The organism is Pseudalkalibacillus decolorationis (assembly GCF_024609785.1).
GTDB lineage: Bacteria > Bacillota > Bacilli > Bacillales > Fictibacillaceae > Pseudalkalibacillus > Pseudalkalibacillus decolorationis.
Map to the genome: position 1 here is coordinate 98,080 of NZ_JANHJQ010000004.1, position 16,731 is coordinate 114,810.

General features: G+C 41.4%; 15 protein-coding genes. 6 read left to right on the plus strand and 9 right to left on the minus strand.

The annotated features are described in order from the left end of the window. Positions 1–3: 3 nt before the first annotated feature. The 3 genes from pdxK (at position 4) to bshB2 (ending at position 2,045) form a co-directional block, all read left to right on the plus strand. The gene (gene pdxK / locus NON16_RS05315) at positions 4–813 is read left to right on the plus strand and encodes a pyridoxine/pyridoxal/pyridoxamine kinase (protein ID WP_257347563.1); all 810 of its coding nucleotides are present in this window, start codon (positions 4–6) and stop codon (positions 811–813) included. A 78-nt stretch (positions 814–891) separates the two neighbouring features. Next, entirely contained in the window at positions 892–1,239 is a 348-nt protein-coding gene (locus NON16_RS05320; RefSeq protein ID WP_257347564.1) for a YojF family protein, read from the plus strand. 137 nt (positions 1,240–1,376) lie between these two features. Then, positions 1,377–2,045, plus strand: a complete 669-nt coding sequence (gene bshB2, locus NON16_RS05325) for a bacillithiol biosynthesis deacetylase BshB2 (RefSeq protein WP_257347565.1) — start codon at positions 1,377–1,379, stop codon at positions 2,043–2,045. A 183-nt stretch (positions 2,046–2,228) separates the two neighbouring features. Here the strand turns inward: bshB2 and NON16_RS05330 are convergent, their stop codons facing one another. Continuing rightward, positions 2,229–2,672 (minus strand): RrF2 family transcriptional regulator, encoded by a 444-nt coding sequence (locus NON16_RS05330; protein ID WP_257347566.1) that lies wholly within the window; start codon positions 2,670–2,672, stop codon positions 2,229–2,231. A 201-nt stretch (positions 2,673–2,873) separates the two neighbouring features. Between NON16_RS05330 and hmpA the strand changes: the two genes are divergently transcribed. After that, complete coding sequence (gene hmpA, locus NON16_RS05335) at positions 2,874–4,091, plus strand: NO-inducible flavohemoprotein (protein ID WP_257347567.1); 1,218 nt, start codon at positions 2,874–2,876, stop codon at positions 4,089–4,091. A 367-nt stretch (positions 4,092–4,458) separates the two neighbouring features. Here hmpA and msrA read toward each other — a convergent pair whose 3' ends face one another. The 3 genes from msrA to NON16_RS05350 all read right to left on the minus strand — a co-directional run bounded on the left by msrA (position 4,459) and on the right by NON16_RS05350 (position 8,549). After that, the gene (gene msrA, locus NON16_RS05340) at positions 4,459–5,424 is read right to left on the minus strand and encodes a peptide-methionine (S)-S-oxide reductase MsrA (RefSeq protein WP_257347568.1); all 966 of its coding nucleotides are present in this window, start codon (positions 5,422–5,424) and stop codon (positions 4,459–4,461) included. A gap of 77 nt (positions 5,425–5,501) precedes the next feature. Continuing rightward, positions 5,502–6,677 (minus strand): class I SAM-dependent methyltransferase, encoded by a 1,176-nt coding sequence (locus tag NON16_RS05345; protein WP_257347569.1) that lies wholly within the window; start codon positions 6,675–6,677, stop codon positions 5,502–5,504. A gap of 765 nt (positions 6,678–7,442) precedes the next feature. Then, positions 7,443–8,549 carry a PRK06851 family protein gene (locus NON16_RS05350; protein WP_257347570.1) on the minus strand — a complete coding sequence of 369 codons (1,107 nt, stop codon included), beginning with the start codon at positions 8,547–8,549 and terminating at the stop codon, positions 7,443–7,445. 168 nt (positions 8,550–8,717) lie between these two features. On the opposite strand from NON16_RS05350, the gene NON16_RS05355 reads away from it, so the two are divergent. Together NON16_RS05355 and NON16_RS05360 are read left to right on the plus strand one after the other, a co-directional pair. Beyond that, entirely contained in the window at positions 8,718–9,068 is a 351-nt protein-coding gene (locus NON16_RS05355) for a DUF488 domain-containing protein (RefSeq protein WP_257347571.1), read from the plus strand. 309 nt (positions 9,069–9,377) lie between these two features. Beyond that, positions 9,378–9,650, plus strand: coding sequence for a hypothetical protein (locus NON16_RS05360; protein WP_257347572.1), 273 nt, complete (start codon positions 9,378–9,380; stop codon positions 9,648–9,650). A 422-nt stretch (positions 9,651–10,072) separates the two neighbouring features. On the opposite strand, the gene qoxD is transcribed toward NON16_RS05360, so the two are convergent. The 5 genes from qoxD to NON16_RS05385 form a co-directional block, all read right to left on the minus strand. Further along, positions 10,073–10,447 carry a cytochrome aa3 quinol oxidase subunit IV gene (qoxD, locus tag NON16_RS05365; RefSeq protein WP_257347573.1) on the minus strand — a complete coding sequence of 125 codons (375 nt, stop codon included), beginning with the start codon at positions 10,445–10,447 and terminating at the stop codon, positions 10,073–10,075. 1 nt (position 10,448) lies between these two features. Next, positions 10,449–11,096: a cytochrome aa3 quinol oxidase subunit III gene (gene qoxC, locus NON16_RS05370; RefSeq protein ID WP_257347671.1), complete on the minus strand. Its 648-nt coding sequence runs from the start codon at positions 11,094–11,096 to the stop codon at positions 10,449–10,451. Further along, a complete protein-coding gene (gene qoxB / locus NON16_RS05375) occupies positions 11,056–12,990 on the minus strand; it encodes a cytochrome aa3 quinol oxidase subunit I (RefSeq protein WP_257347574.1) in 1,935 nt (644 codons plus the stop codon). Before qoxB ends, qoxC begins: the two co-directional genes overlap by 41 nt. 23 nt (positions 12,991–13,013) lie before the next feature. Beyond that, complete coding sequence (gene qoxA, locus NON16_RS05380; protein ID WP_257347674.1) at positions 13,014–13,925, minus strand: cytochrome aa3 quinol oxidase subunit II; 912 nt, start codon at positions 13,923–13,925, stop codon at positions 13,014–13,016. Positions 13,926–14,389: 464 nt separating this feature from the next. Further along, positions 14,390–16,258 (minus strand): cation:proton antiporter, encoded by a 1,869-nt coding sequence (locus tag NON16_RS05385; RefSeq protein WP_257347575.1) that lies wholly within the window; start codon positions 16,256–16,258, stop codon positions 14,390–14,392. Between the last annotated feature and the right edge of the window lie 473 nt (positions 16,259–16,731).

Here is a 16,731-nt window from a genome sequence, read left to right on the forward strand (position 1 = left end):
CAGTTGAAAAAGGCATTAACGATTGCAGGCTCTGACAGCTCGGGCGGCGCTGGGATTCAGGCTGATTTAAAAACATTTCAAGAATTGAACGTTTATGGTATGTCCGCGTTAACCACAATTGTGTCGATGGATCCAGACAACAGTTGGCAACACAATGTTTTCCCGCAAGAAGTAAGTACGGTTGAGGCACAATTAAAGACTATTGTATCTGTTGGTGTGGAAGCGGTGAAAACAGGTATGCTTGGTTCCCCTGAAATCATCGAACTTGCTGCTAATACGATAAAAGAAAACAAGCTACCAAACGTAGTCATTGATCCCGTTATGGTTTGTAAAGGAGCTGAGGAGGTGCTTCACCCCGAAAACACGGATGCACTACGCGATATCCTTGTTCCAACGGCTGATGTTGCGACACCAAACCTTTTCGAGGCAGCATTCCTTGCAAAACAAAAACCGATTACAACGGTGGACGACATGAAGGAAGCGGCAAAGAAAATTCATGAAACGGGTGCGAAGTATGTCTTGATCAAGGGCGGAGCTAAACTGGAGCATTCAAACGCAATTGACCTTTTGTATGACGGAAAAGAATTCAGCATTCTTGAGTCTGAAAAGATTGATACACCATACACGCACGGCGCGGGATGCACTTATTCTGCCGCGATAACAGCAAGCCTAGCACAAGGAAAACCCGTTCGGGAAGCGATCGAGGCTGCAAAAGCATTCATTACAGAAGCAATCCGTCACTCGTTCCGCTTAAACGAATATGTTGGACCAACTAATCATGCAGCTTATAAGCAATTGGTTGCACAAAAATAACGAAGCATTCATACAAACATACACGTCTAATTTCTAGTACAATGTAAGATAGATGTTGTATTTGTAGGAGGGATTTTTTTGGATCCAATTGATACTACGAAAGTACAAGCCGTTATTGAACGGTTTGTTGATAAGGATGTCTATATTCACCTTGAGACAACGAATGGCGCGTATGCTTCTCACTTTAATGAATCATTTTTTTCAGCAGGAGCCTATATTCGCAATGGAAAAATTCGTTATACCCGTGGAAAAATCACTGGAGACGAACCGTATCGTGTTGGTCTGAAAATGGAACTTGGCTGGATTTATGCGGAGGGGATCACCCACTGGGAGCTCGATGGTGAAAACCGTCTCCTAATGGCAGGGTACGATAAAGATGGAAAGCTTGCCGTCGCACTGCAGATCAGTGAAACTCCTTTTGATTAAGGAAAAGCGGAAGGTGCGAATAAAGAAACCTTGGCTAGCGCCAAGCCTTAGCGCTGGCGATCGCCTTAGTTGCGCTTATACTATAGAAAGTATTTTTATACTTTCTTAACGTGTAAAAAATGAAAGGAGTGGACCAAATGGAAAAGCATGATCACGTCCTTGTCGTATTCCCTCATCCGGATGACGAAGCATTTGGTGTTTCCGGATCGATTGCATCTTTCATACAAAATGGAACACCTGTGACTTATATGTGCCTGACCCTTGGAGAAATGGGGCGAAATATGGGAAACCCACCCTTCGCGAACCGTGAAACCCTTCCATTGATTCGTAAAAAGGAATTAACAGCAGCCTGTGACGTTCTTGGGATCAAAGACGTACGAATGATGGGCTATCGCGATAAAACGATCGAATTTGAAGATAATGCCCTGATTGCGAAACAAGTAACTGATGTAATCGATGAACTGAAGCCGACACTCGTTATCACCTTTTACCCTGGTTACAGTGTGCATCCTGACCATGATTCGTGCGGTGAAGCGGTTATTGAGGCAGTAAGGAAGCTTCCTGAATCAGAACGTCCGAAGGTAGAATGTGTCGCTTTCTCTAACAACTGTGTCGAAGAGCTTGGAGAAGCGGATGTCAGTCGTGATGTAAGTACTGTTCAGGACAAGAAGATTTCCACGATTGAAGCACACCGATCACAAACAGCGGGTCTCATAGCGGGAGTAAAGAAACGCCTTAAAGCCAATGAAGAAGAACTGCTCAACTGGTTGCAAAAAGAACGCTTCTGGACGTATAAATTTGATTAGGATTTATAAGGGAGCATTGAACTTTCAATGCTCCCTTGTGTTTGTACGGGAGGAAAGTATAACTTTTCATCAAAGAGCAAATCGAAGCGGGTGAAAAATTTAAGTCCCAGTATAAGCTCAAGGGGCTTTAGAGCTAAAGCTCAGCCTACGCAATGCGCTTGGCCATGCCACGTTTTCTTACTATCAATGAAACCCCATATTAAAAAGCTTCTGGAATGCGGATTTATTGAAGGTTAAGTCAGCAAGAGTATATCCGTCAAGTACTTTAAAATAGGCTTCCAAGGCTTCGTTCAATACTCCTTTTAATCCACAAACCGGACTGATGATACACCCATTCCGTGAATCTTCAAAGCATTCAACGATATAGAAGTCCTCCTCTGTCTTTCGAATCACCTCACCGATATTGATCTCTTCTGGACGTTTGTTTAATCGTATTCCTCCATTACGCCCACGAACGGTTTGGATTAATCCAAGCTTCCCTAATTCGTGTATGACCTTCATCAGATGATTTTTCGAAATTTGATACATATCTGCAATATCTTTTATGTTAATGAGATGATTATCCTTTTGTACAGCGAGATAAATCAGCACGCGTAAGGAATAATCCGTATAATTCGTTAATCTCATTCTTTATCCTCTTCCCTTTTTGCCTTCTTTAGCGTCTATCTTACCATTCTCTAATTGCTTATTAAAGAATTGTGAACAACGATTGACACTAAATATGGTGGAACTATGAAAGATGTATTTAAAATATTGCTTTAACACAACAATGGGTCTACGATAAAGATGTATTTAAAATACTTCTTTTATCGAAAGGGGCTACCAATCATGCTAGAGCAAAAAACAATCAATACGATTAAAGCGACCGTTCCCATGTTAAAGGAGCATGGAACGACGATTACGACACGATTTTACGAACTGCTTTTCCAAAACCATCCTGATCTATTAAATATTTTCAACCACTCCAACCAAGAAAAGGGCCGTCAGCAACAAGCACTTGCAAATGCGGTTTATGCAGCAGCCGTCCATATTGACAGACTTGAAGAAATCTTGCCTGCAGTCAAACAAATTGCCCATAAACACCGCAGCCTTGGGGTTCGTCCAGAACATTATCCAATTGTGGGAAAAAATCTACTAGCTGCAATTAAAGATGTACTTGGTGATGCCGCAACTGACGAGATTATCCAAGCATGGGGGAAGGCTTACCAAGTAATTGCAGATGCTTTTATCAATGTTGAAAAAGAGATGTATGAGAAAGCAAAGCAACAACAAGGCGGCTGGGAAGGTGATCGCGAATTCATACTTATGAAAAAAGAGGTGGAAAGCAGAGTAATTACGTCCTTTTACTTACAACCGTTAGATGGTGGTGAGCTTACAGGGTTTCTAGCAGGTCAGTATGTCAGTGTAAAAGTACAACTCCCGAATGATCCTTATACGCACATTCGCCAATACAGTCTCTCAGATGCTCCGGGAAAAGACTATTATCGCTTAAGCATTAAGCATGAAGGAATCGTCTCAACCTATCTACATGAATGCGTTGAAGAAGGTAATACGATTCTCCTAAGTGCTCCAGCCGGTGATTTTACGTTGAACATGAACGAGGAACGACCATTAGTTTTGATCGCTGGAGGTGTTGGTTTCACCCCACTGATGAGTATGCTTGAAACGAGCTTAAGAGATACTCCAGACCGTGACATCTACTATATCCATGCAGCAGTTAATGGAGAATACCAGGCAATGGGCCAACATGTACTCGAGCTGACTGAACACCATGATCATTTGAAAGCTTACTTCTGTTACGAGAATCCGACTGACAAGGACCGCCTTAATACGTGTTTTGGAAAAGAAGGGTACATCGATCTTCCTTGGCTGCAAACGGTTCTTCCAAGTCGTGATGCGGATCACTATGTATGCGGTCCAGAAGGGTTTATGAAGGCTGTCATTTCCGGATTGAAAAAATCAGGAGTAACTCCCAAGCAAATCAACTATGAATTTTTCGGTCCAGCTATTGACCTTTCAAAAGAACTACAGGCATCAGCTGGATAAAGAGTATATCCGGAATTCAATTAAAGAAAACTTGGCTAGCGCCAAGCCTTAGCGTAGGCGATCGCCGTAGTTGCGCTTATACTATAGAAAGTATTTTTTATACTTTCTTAACGTGTAAAGAAAAGCGCAAGCGCCCTGCTTAGCCACGAAGGTCACTGGAAGACCGACGAGGAGGCTCGGCCCAAACAAGTTCGGCCCTGCGTGGGAATATACATGGAGTACTTCAGTGTGTTGCCGCCGCAGAAGGCCTGAAGTGATCCAAGTGGTTGGGCGCTGAAGCTGGACATTACATCCATGCCGCAAACTTTTATACTTTCTTTACTCACAAGAAACAGGGATGACGCAAAACTACGTCATCCCTTATACTTTAATCAAATAACTGTTTATATTCGCTAAGCCCTTCTTTATCTAGATCCTCTTTTGCAATAAACCGAAGTGCTGCTGAATTGATGCAATAGCGTACTCCCTTTGGCCCCGGCCCATCAGGAAATACATGTCCTAAGTGGGAATCGGCTTCCTTACTCCGTACTTCTGTCCGAATCATGCCATGACCCAAGTCTTCCTTTTCCTCGATTTGTGCCAATCGGATCGGTTTCGTAAAACTCGGCCAACCGCAGCCTGCATCGTATTGATCTTTTGAACTGAAGAGCGGCTCACCAGAAACGACATCAACATATATTCCTTCTTTTTCATTGTTCCAGAATTCATTATTGAAGGGCGGCTCTGTACCATTTTCCTGCGTCACCTTGTATTGCATATCCGTCAGGCGTTCTCGAAGCTCTTTCTCATCCTTTTTAGCTTTCCAATTTGTTTCAATAAAATCTTTACGTCCTGATCCTTTGTGAAATTGATTGTAATGAAACGGATTCTTTTTATAATATCCTTGATGATAGTCTTCTGCTGAATAAAAGGCGGATGCTTTAATAATATCAGTGACGATTGGTTTCTGAAAACGCCCGCTCTCTTCCAGTTCTCTTTTCGAAGCCTCTGCTTTTTCCTTTTGTTCCTCATTGTGATAATAAATCGCCGTTTTGTAGGACTCTCCACGATCGTAAAACTGGCCGCCTGGATCTGTCGGATCAATTTGCTGCCAATAGAGCTTTAACAGCTTTTTATATGGGAATACATTAGGATCAAACGTGATTTGAACCGCTTCACGATGCCCAGTCGTATTCGATTTCACCTGTTCATACGTCGGATTTTCTATATGTCCACCGGTATAGCCTGAAACCACTTTTTCAATCCCGGGCATCTCATCGAATGGCTTGACCATACACCAGAAACAGCCTCCCGCAAAAGTGGCATGCTCGAAACGTTCATTGCTTTCAGTCATTTGAATCCCTCCTGAATATCGCTTTTTCCTTAACATAACCTGTTTTCAAAAGGAATTACAGAAAAATGCTTATTATTTTACTTTAAAGGCTTTTCTGCAACTAACGTAAATGTCTTTGGGAGCCCGATGTCATGGACCTTCTGATTCGGTTCCTCATCTAATACTTTGATAACAAGCCCTTCCTGTGCGACCGCTGTAACCAATTCTCCTAAGGTCCATTTCCGTTGCAATACATTTGTTACTGGAGCAGCCTCCCCTGATGCATACTTGGTGAATGCAACCTCTCTGCTATCAATTGTCGGATCGAAGTAATTTCCGCTTACTTTGTGCTTTTTCCCTTTTGAGGTAATCAATTTTGTCGAAATAGGATGAAATTCATGTAATACAAATTGGCCACCTTCACACAGTAATTTGGAGATTGTTTCGACAAGTGGCTTCAAATCAATAAAATAGTGAAGGACACCAAGCTCCATTAAAACAATGTCAAAATCTCCTTCGCCTTCAAATGATAAAGCATCTGAAACCGTGTAATGAATAGTAACTCCAGCTGCACCGGCAAGTTCAGCCGCAAACCTAGCATTTTCCTGTGAAAAATCAACAACTGTTACATGAGCCCCTAACATCGATAGCGCCACCGCTTTAATTCCGTTCGAACCCATCAAGTGAACAATTGATTTTCCTTTCACTGGCTTCATATACTTATAAAATGGCCTAAGCCTGCCTTCAGGATTCTGTGTTATTTTTTCAGCTACCTGATCAGGATTTCCATATCGATTGATCAATGCTTCGTAGTTATTCTGGTTCCATGCGAATTCATTCTGTTCTGTTACCATTTTTTGCTGGTTTTGTAAGTACTCACGGACAACACGAGCATATTTTGAAGTACCCGATAGCTCATAATAAAGAGACTGACACCAATAATCCATCCCCTCTGTTTCTACTTGTATTCGAGAGGCATCTGCTCTGAGCACTTTATTGTAGATACAGTGCAGAGTGACATCGATCCCATTCATCTGAAAATGAAAGCGACCGATTAACTGATCCTTCTCCAATCCGGATGGTGTATAAGAGTTAAAGAACCCATAGATATTTTCAATCAGGTCCCATTGTACTTCTATTGAGACATCCCCCGGATCAGTTAAAACCCCTTGTAAAAACAATGCGGATTCCTCAACAAATTGATAAGGAACTGACTGTTCTTCTAACGTTGATGCAAGATTATATAAGTTAGCCCTATAGATGGATGTGTTCATAAAGTCCTCCGTCTCTGCGTTCTGTTTCTAAAATGACAGATTCACGTTGGAATTTCAACATATGGAGCATTCTTAGGTGAAAAAGGATTGGAAATTTGGCATTTGAGTAAAGCGGGTGTAGCTTTTAACAGCGCATTAGGCCTTTTTGTCGACAAAAAATAATTTTATCGGCGATTTTCCCCTTTTATCGGCGAAAAAATCAATATATCAGCGATTTTCCCTTTTTATCGGCGAAACACTAAATATATCAGCGAAATCCAGGATTTATCGGCGAATAGACCATCACTGGAGCATTAACAATATTAACATCCTTTTGGGCACCTCTTATCTCAGCTCCCCTATAATTCCACAGAAAAAGAGCCCGAACGCATCCGAATTACTCGAAGTTGGTTTGCATCAGGCTCTTTCCCGTGGTTAATATTTCTGCTTATTGATGTGCTGGTTCTTTTGCTTCAACTTCCTCCTCTCCCTCTTAATCAGTTGAAACTTCCTTCTTATTCGGTTTCCTACTTTTCCGACAAATATCGTTCAAAGGTCGGAAATGAATAAACGGAACAAGGAAAGAAGGATGGAATAACAAAAAGGACTTTTAGACTGCAAGAGAGGGAGAAAAGAATTTCTCTAAATAAATCCTTCATTTTTCCGGTTCGTATCGATAGAAAGTATTTTTATACTTTCTTAACGTGCAATAAATTAGCCGATATCCCTGCGGTAAGGGGTATCGGCTTCTTTACGTGTTATTGCTTTTGATCGTCACTCGCTCACCTAAAACGCCTGAACTGCAACTTCCAATCGCTCAATCTGTTTTTGTATGTCAAACTTAATACGGTTTACCTTTTCATAATCCATTGCTTCAATATAGTATTGCTCAAGTTCATCATGCAGCTCTTTTTCTTTGGCAAGACAAGCGATGGCATCCTTCATTTTACCTGAATAGCGGTCTTTAATATCTTCAAGTTCTTCCTCGTACTTTTCGTCTGTTCCGGGTGTGATCGTTCGTTTGTACATATCCACGATCTCATCATTTTCTCGGTCTGGAAAATATTCATGTGGGGCCGTACTGTCGAAAATTGCAAACCCCAGCTCTCGTACAATCACCATGTCCAAACTGTTCGGATCAAAACCGCAATGATAGACTTCTGTATCGAATCCTTTATCCTCTGCAGCAGCAGCAATTTTCTTTAGCATGGTTGACTTTCCTGAACCTGGACGACCCTTTATGAAGTATCGTTTATAAACATCCTCTGTTAAATTTTGAATAAAATCAACTGCCCCTTCAGGAGTGGCAGCACCAAGGTAGCGATGACGAATATCCGCGTCCTTCTTTAAACTTTTTCCAGCAAAAAAAGTCTCCAAAAGCTCTCCCGTCAATTGATCCGCTTTATGAAAGTCCATGTTTTCGATATAAATCTTTTCCCATTCATCATGTATGGCAAGTGCATCCGCAAAGTTTGCATAAGCTGATTGGAAGCATACTTGAATTTTGTCATTCAACTCAAGGATTCGTTCTTTGTACGGCGCTAACAAATCGGCATTCCAGGCAGCTCCTAGATTCACATATTCCTCTATGACACCTGGTGCTTTTGGTTCTATGACATGCGGCGCAGTACCGTCAACAATACCAACTTTTAAAACTGGTATGATAACCCCATCGATTGAGTGATTATCCGAAGAACAATGCAAGTATTCAATATCAAAGCCCTTTTCGTTCCAAGCGTTCCCGATTTCCTTCATCAAAGTTGATTTTCCAGTTCCAGGACCGCCTTTTAAAATAAAGAGTCGATTTAACCCAACCAGATTGTTCTCATATAAACTATAAAATCCTTTTGCCGTATTACCACCTGCATAATAGTTTTTTATTTTTCCAGCCAAATGAAGCACTCCCTCCACGGTAAATTTCACTAAATTGGCCTGCCTTCATTACCATATGCACATAGCTTGGTTTGGGTGAATGCCTATTGAAATGTTAACAGTTTCAAATCCACCCTCAAAAGGAATAATAAAAGTAGGTGAGACATTAATGGATCGGAGGGTTTTCAAATGAGTATTGAACTCAAGCGAATTTATGATTCTAAGGGTGAAAAAAGCGGAAAACGAATTCTTGTTGACCGCGTTTGGCCCCGAGGTGTATCGAAGGAAGATGCCAATCTAGATGAATGGTTTAAAGAGGTAGCACCGAGCTCTGACTTAAGAAAATGGTTCGACCATGATCCTGAAAAATTTGAATCGTTTAAGAAACAGTATAAAAAAGAGCTGGATAATGATGAAGATCAATCTAAAGCGCTTAAGAAGTTGAAGGGGCTTGCGAAAAATGGAAAGCTCGTATTGCTTTACGGGGCAAAAGATGAGGAACACAACCATGCAGTTGTGTTGAAAGAATTGCTTGATTAGGCGGATAACTTTACACATGTTTCAAAAAACAAAGATAAATCGTAAAATCCACTAATCTAACAATACATGCCCAGATAATTTTATTTGATTCTTAAGATCATGCTCAAGCCCCATGGAGAAGAGATGTTTTGTTTTTTGAAATCGGGCATATAAAATCATGAACTTTCCGTGACATTTCTATGGATAATTTGTTACAATAAATGATAAGAATATGATTACGCTTACAAGTAAATTTCGAAGTGTCTTTATCATACGTGTTCAAAAGGAGGATCAACTTTTGAACATCCTCTTAATAAGGAGATGTATTCGATGAGTATCATACTTATGTTCATGTTAACAGCTACCGTTACTCCATTCGTATTTATGCATTTGAAAAAAACAGGGTTTGCTTTGGTTCAAACAGTCCTTCTTGTAGGGATGTGGCTTTACTTTTTCCAAGCAGTGTTTAGCGTGGCACCAGCACCGCTGACTTTATTATGGAGCACGTTCTATGTCGGCCTTGTCGTTTCTTTTGTGGCGTGGATTATGATGATTATACACATGGTCGAATCGCCTTCAGAGCATAAGAAAAGTTATCAATAATAAAGAAAACTTGGCTAGCGCCAAGCCTTAGCGCTGGCGATCGCCTTAGTTGCGCTTATACTATAGAAAGTATTTTTATACTTTCTTAACGTAGAACATACAAAAAGCTCCTTTTCCAATTTGAAAAAGGAGCTTTTTTTTCACGTTAAGAAGTATGCTTTTCTTAGTGATTTCAGGTTCTCTGACTCGCACTTATATAAAATAACTGAAGTATAGCCTGCAAGAAAGCAAATACTGATATGGCGTAAAGAACTATTTTAATCGAATACCCAGTATTATTTGCAGTCCAAAGCGAGAAAGCCGTCAATATAATCGACAAAACAAACCCAACCACATGCTTCCATGAAAAACCGCTGTATCCTTTTCCATGTCCATTGTTAAAATTCTTATTTTGTACCATATCATATCACCATCCCTGTTTGCTAGTGTTCAGTGTGTCCTTCATGTTGTTCCTGTTGTTGTTCATGCTTCATATCGCCATCATGATCTCCTCCAGATCCATGACCAGAGTACATCGTAAACAGGGATCCTGCGACGACGATAGCCGCTAATACTAAACCATGAAAGATCATGTTCCAGGGTACATGACCGTTATGGCTTTCGGATTCAATCATATGCATGAACATGAATAACTGGATACCAGCTTGGATGATCGCCAAAGCCATAATAGATACAATAATCCAAACCGTAGGTAAATCAGAACCTAGGGCTGCCCAGAGGGCCAACAACGTCAAGGCAATCGATAAGATGAAACCAATAACATGTTTGACTGGAAAACGTCCTGTATGTCCTGCCATCTTAAACCACCATCCCGATCAAATAGACGCTTGTAAAGATGAAAATCCAGATAACGTCCAGAAAGTGCCAATACAAACTAATAATAAAGACTTTTCTGCTTGTCACAGGTGTTAAGCCCCGTTTTGCAAGTTGGATCAACAAGAGAATTGCCCAGCCGATCCCTAGCGTCACATGCAAGCCGTGAGTACCTGTCAATATAAAGAAGCTAGACCAGTATGCACTTGACTGTAATGTAACCCCTTCATGTGTATAATGAATAAACTCGTATATTTCAAAACCAAGGAAACCGAGGCCCAAGACTAATGTAATAATCAACCAGGTTATGAGCCCTTTAACAGAACCTCGGCGCATTTCGTGAACCGCGATACCGCATGTAAAGCTACTTATGAGTAAGAGAAATGTCATCACGAGCACGGTACTCGGTTCAAATAGTTCGCCCGGTGTCGGTGCATTAGCTGTCCGGCCGAATAATACAGCGTAAGTGGCGAATAGGGTTGAAAAAAGTACAATCTCCGCGGCGAGAAAAATCCAGAAGCCGAGAATGTTCATCCGCCCTTGTGAACTACGATATTCCAATGGACCGGATTTCAGTTCATGTGCACTCATATCATAGCCCCCTCGCTGAGCGCTCTGTACGCTTAATTTCATCAACTTTAACATAAAAACCGTCATTATAGTCGAACGAACGGAAAGCCATCATCACAATAACCCCGATAAGACCAGCAATAGCCATCCACAACCATTCAAAGACGAGACCGAAACTGGCCACAAACATGATGGACATCATAATGAATGGCTGGCCTGTATTACTTGGCATATGAATCGGTTTTAAATTCGCTTCATCGAAGGTGGTTTGCCCTTTTTCCTTCATAATTAGATAAGCATCAAGCCCTTCAACATGAGGAACGGTTGCAAAGTTGTAAAACGGTACTGGTGTTGGTGTGGCCCACTCGAGCGTACGCCCATCCCAAGAGTCTCCGCTTTTTTCTCGTTCATTGTATCGCAAGCTGTAGTAGATGTTATACACAAAGATCGCAAATCCCATTCCCATTCCAAATGCTCCGACTGTCGAAATGACATTGAGCGGCATCCATTCTGGGATAATCGTAAACACCCTCCGCGGCATACCATCTAAGCCCACAAAATATTGCGGGAAGAAGCACACATGGAAGCCGATCACAAAAAACCAAAGGCTCCACTTACCGATTCTTTCATTGAGTTTGTGCCCGAACATTTTCGGATACCAATACACTAGGCCAGCAAAACAAGCAAATACTGTACCGGCAATCAAGACGTAATGAAAGTGAGCGACCAAGAAATACGAATTGTGATACTGATAGTCCGTTGCGGCCATTCCTAACATGACACCGGTTACCCCGCCGATCACAAAACTCGGGATGAACGCAAGCGACCATAACATCGGCGTCGTCAATTGTATACGTCCTTTGTATAAGGTCCCTAGCCAGTTAAATATTTTAACCCCTGTCGGTACGGCAATCAGCATTGTCGATATGGAGAATACGGAATTTACGAATGCCCCCATACCCATCGTAAAGAAGTGATGGACCCATACGAGAAAGCTTAGGCCGGCAATAACAATCATCGACCATACCATAGCCTTGTAACCGAACAACTGCTTGCGTGCAAATGTTGATATGATTTCCGAAAAAATACCGAAAGCCGGTAAAACTACGATGTAAACTTCCGGGTGACCCCACATCCAGAATAAATTCGTCCACATCATTGGCATTCCTTCACCTGTCAGCGTAAAGAACTGTGAACCGAAAATCCTGTCAATCGTCATCAATGCCAAGGCAACCGTTAAAATTGGAAAAGCGAAAACGATGATGAATGACGTTACAAGTGTTGACCAACTGAAAATCGGCATCTGAAACATTTTCATACCTGGTGCACGCATCTTAAGTATTGTAACCATGAAGTTAATGCCCGTGGCCAAGGTCCCTATCCCTGAAAGTTGTAACCCAAGTAAATAAAAATTTTGCCCAGGTCCAGGGCTCATCGCTGCACCTGCGAGAGGAGTGTAACTTGTCCAGCCGGCATCCGGTGAACCTCCGATAACAAAGGAAATGTTGAATAACATCGCTCCGAAGAAGAAAGACCAGAAACTGACAGCATTCAAATACGGAAAAGCAACATCCCGTGCGCCAATTTGTAACGGTACCACAATATTCATTAAACCGATCAAGAATGGCATCGCCATAAAGATAATCATAACTGTACCGTGTGTTGTGAAAACTTCATCATAATGTTGTGCATTAAGGAAATTCATGCCAGGAAATGCTAATTGTATCCGCATCATCAGAGCATCCATACCACCTCGGAACAACATAGCCAGAGCACTGATGATATACATGATACCTATTTTTTTATGGTCAACAGTCGTCAACCATTCGCGCCACAACCAGCCCCATTTTTTAAAATAGGTTAAAATAAAGATAATAGCTGCGGTCACGAGCGCGATCGAGACCATCGCTCCGTAAATAAGCGGTTCGCCTGTGACAAAAAATTCATCTAGTTGCATGCCTTTTCACCTGCTTTCTTCGATCAATGTTCATTGTTGCCATCTTCTTTACCATTTTCTAAATGTAATAACTCTTTGTATGCCTCTCTATGTCGTTTGATCGCATAATCTTTATCCGCCATCGTCCCATGATTCACCCATTGCAAGTGCGTTGACGAGAACGTCATCTCATTAAGCAGTCCAGGTTTTAACAGCTCATCATATTTATCTTGAGTTAAGTCCGGCGCTTCATTTTGTGATTCATTAACCCAATCAGAGAATGCTTCTTCACTTTCAGCATGCACTTCAAATGTTTGCTCCGTAAAGCCTTCCCCATTGAAGTTGGAATTACGACCCTTATACATTCCAGGTTCATCAGCCTGAAGATAAAGTTTGGTCTCCATACCCGCCATGGTGTACTTTTGACCACCAAGTGCCGGAATCCAAAGCGCCTGCATTGAATCAGCCGAAGACATTCGAAATTCAATAGCACGGTCCGTCGGGATGTGCAAATAATTTACGGTTTCAATGTCTTGCTCAGGGTAGCTAAAGAACCATTTCCAGTCAGCCGATGTCGCATAAATAACGAGCGGATCCTTATTACTCGTCGATTCCGGAGGTTTTTCCAACTCGTAAAGAGTCTGTACATTCGGTACCGACAAAATAACGATAATGATGAGTGGAATAATAGTCCAAAGAATTTCAAGACGAGTGTTGCCATGAAGACTAGGATCATAATCTTTGTTACCCCGTCCAGGACGGTCCCTGTATTTGACCACCATGTAAGTAAATAAGACAAATACAACGATAACAATCAACAGCATGAAAATGATAGAGAACATAATTAGATCTTTCTGATTTTGGGCGACTGGGCCTTTCGGATCGAGCACGGTCAGTTCACTGCAGCCGCTTAAGAATAATATCAAGCCAAGTGGTAACAAACTCAGCCATTTCATCAAGTGCTGTTTCCTGTGTTTCACTGGGCACAACACTCCTCTCTTTTCATTTTTGAATTGTATTGTGTAATTAGTTTTAGTATTGAGCATTTTTGTCATACTAGCTGCTACTTAAACTCTTTTACCCATATCCTATCAAAGAACAAACCTTTTGAAACCACAAAAGAACAAGTGTCAACGGATGATCACCGTTTGCTCATAATTTCGCAACAACTTCGTCATACAATGTTCAAATGAATGGAAACTAATTCACCCGTGAGGTTGCCTTTTCCATACATAAAGAAACCGAAAGCATATAAAGAAAACTTGGCTAACGCCAAGCCTTAGCGCAGGCGATCGCCTTAGTTGCGCTTATACTATAGAAAGTATTTTTTATACTTTCTTAACGTGTGAAAAAGGTCCATCTCCTCCAAATCAATGGAGGAGATGGACCCCTCATATAAATCAGTCTTTTTTAATTAGCTTTAATATACTTTTCCATTACTTTTTAAACTTGAGCTCGATAAGCTTTTATATTTTTCTTGAAAACGATCCTGCCCTTTATTCGGAGGTCCGAGACTCACGATAACATCGCCTATATCTCCGCGGAGTTCATTCTCTTCAGTGTAGAACTCTAATTTTCCAGATGCACGATAAACAAAAAGTAGTTCAGCATCAGAAGCTCGTTCTTCTACATATTGATCGTACGGGTATTGTTCAGTAATCGTCGTTCTCCGGAACACATACCCACTTTCGACTTTCTTGTTGAGAACTTCCCATGTTGCACCATCGTGGAAGATGATATTCCCTCCAACAGTCGGTTTAAGTGCTATTAAGTTATCTCCATGCGAATTATGCAGGCTTAACTGGAAAATATTCGTCCGCCCGAACGACGGGATGAATGTTTTACACACGAGTGCGTTATAAGAATCAATATCCGTAGACGCAATTAAATATTCATATGGTGTAAGGTCGATTTGAAAGTCCGTTTGATCCGATAAAATTTCACCTCGGTAATGGGGTACGCCAAGATTTCTTGCTGCTACGAGTCGATCCCAAGAAGAATCGGTAATCAGTACAGGTATTTTCATTTCCTTTAACACTTCTGCAAATTTCGCACTAAAGACGCTACCCCCAACAAGAAGCACTCCAGGCTCGTCATCTACCGCTAATCCGAGCTTACTTGCAAATCCACGGATTGAGAACCCATGAGCACATACAGTTGCAAAGACGAGCCCAAGCGTTAAGGAGGTTAGAATCGTAGCGTCCTCAAATCCAGCCTCAAGTAGTGAGTTAGCAAAATAACCTGAAACCGTCAATGCAACGATTCCACGGGGTGCAATCCAACCTAACAGTGTTTTTTCCTGCAAGGAGAGATCTGTTCTGACTGTCGATAAAAAAATAGATATCGGACGGACGAGGAACATCATGAATAGGACATAGCTTATAATTCTCCAATTAAAAATCTCCAATAATGTTTCCATCGAGAGAGATGCCGTTAGCATTACGAATACGGTAGAAATAAGCATGACAGACATGGTTTCCTTAAAGTGGCGCATGTCATCGATTGAGGAAATGTGTAAGTTAGCCATTGTAATCCCCATCGCCGTAACCGCAAGAAGTCCGGTTTCGTGCATCAATCCATCAGACAAGGTAAAGCAAGCAAGAACGAACGCAAATACAATAGGAGATTTCAGAAACTCAGGTACATGCCCCTTTTCCATCATCCAGCCTGCGATACGACCAAATGCCCATCCTAAAAATCCGGCAAAGATCGATGCAGCAAAGAATAACAACAAAGCAATCGCAGTCACATCTTCGAGTAGTAAAAATTTGATAATTTCAAAAGTAAAGACCGCAAGTAATGCACCTAAAGGATCAACGATAATTCCTTCCCATTTTAAAATCGCAGCAGGTCTAGGTTTAAGCTTAGCTTGCCTTAACAGGGGTAAGATTACAGTTGGGCCCGTAACGATAAACAATCCGCCAATGACAGATGCTACAGCCCATGAAAGACCAGCCAAATAATGCGCTGCCAACGAGCCGAGAACCCAAGCAATCAGTGCACCGATTGTTACAATTCGAAAGATAGGACGACCTAACCCTTTTATTTCTCGATAATCAAGGTTTAAGCTGCCCTCAAATAAGATGATGGCAACAGCAGCTGTAATTACTGTATTAAAAAGGTTCCCAAAGTCTTCAGCAGGATTAATTAACCCTAAAAACGGACCAGCGACTAAACCTGAAACGGTCATAATAACAATAGCCGGCATCCCAAAACGCCATGACAGCCATTGAGAACCTATACCTAGTACAATTATTAACATAATGGTAAATAGAGTTGATTCGTACATGTATTTCTCCTTTTGATGGGTTTTTAGTTACCCTAAACTATATACATCCTTATATTAGATTACAACAAAAACACTTATTTATCCTGTAAAGAAAACTTGGCTAGGCGCCAAGCTTTAGCGCAGGCGATCCCTTAGTTGCGCTTATACTATAGAAAGTATTTTATACTTTCTTAACGTGTAAGAAAAGCGTAAACGCCCTGCTCAGCCCCGAAGGTCACTGTAAGGCCCCTAAGGAAGCCCGGTCCAAACATATGAAGATCCGTTCGTTTTCTTGTACATAAGGAGTTTAAAATTTTTTCATCAGGGGGAAATGAAATCGGGACCATTTTACTATGCGTGGTCGATATAATTCAATCTGTGGTCGAAATATTGGATTCGTGGTCGATATAACACCATCCGTGATCGATTTAACACAATTCGTGGTTGATAAAACACATTCCCTGCTTGATTTAATGTGTGGGGTGGAGGTTAAT

Excerpts from the sequence above, each read along its gene's own strand:
- bshB2 (WP_257347565.1), top strand. The coding sequence starts at position 1,377 with ATGGAAAAGCATGATCACGTCCTTGTCGTATTCCCTCATCCGGATGAC.
- NON16_RS05330 (WP_257347566.1), bottom strand. The coding sequence starts at position 2,672 with ATGAGATTAACGAATTATACGGATTATTCCTTACGCGTGCTGATTTAT.
- hmpA (WP_257347567.1), top strand. The coding sequence starts at position 2,874 with ATGCTAGAGCAAAAAACAATCAATACGATTAAAGCGACCGTTCCCATG.
- msrA (WP_257347568.1), bottom strand. The coding sequence starts at position 5,424 with ATGACTGAAAGCAATGAACGTTTCGAGCATGCCACTTTTGCGGGAGGC.
- NON16_RS05345 (WP_257347569.1), bottom strand. The coding sequence starts at position 6,677 with ATGAACACATCCATCTATAGGGCTAACTTATATAATCTTGCATCAACG.
- NON16_RS05355 (WP_257347571.1), top strand. The coding sequence starts at position 8,718 with ATGAGTATTGAACTCAAGCGAATTTATGATTCTAAGGGTGAAAAAAGC.
- NON16_RS05360 (WP_257347572.1), top strand. The coding sequence starts at position 9,378 with ATGAGTATCATACTTATGTTCATGTTAACAGCTACCGTTACTCCATTC.
- qoxD (WP_257347573.1), bottom strand. The coding sequence starts at position 10,447 with ATGGCAGGACATACAGGACGTTTTCCAGTCAAACATGTTATTGGTTTC.
- qoxC (WP_257347671.1), bottom strand. The coding sequence starts at position 11,096 with ATGAAATTAAGCGTACAGAGCGCTCAGCGAGGGGGCTATGATATGAGT.
- qoxB (WP_257347574.1), bottom strand. The coding sequence starts at position 12,990 with ATGCAACTAGATGAATTTTTTGTCACAGGCGAACCGCTTATTTACGGA.
- qoxA (WP_257347674.1), bottom strand. The coding sequence starts at position 13,925 with ATGAAATGGCTGAGTTTGTTACCACTTGGCTTGATATTATTCTTAAGC.
- NON16_RS05385 (WP_257347575.1), bottom strand. The coding sequence starts at position 16,258 with ATGTACGAATCAACTCTATTTACCATTATGTTAATAATTGTACTAGGT.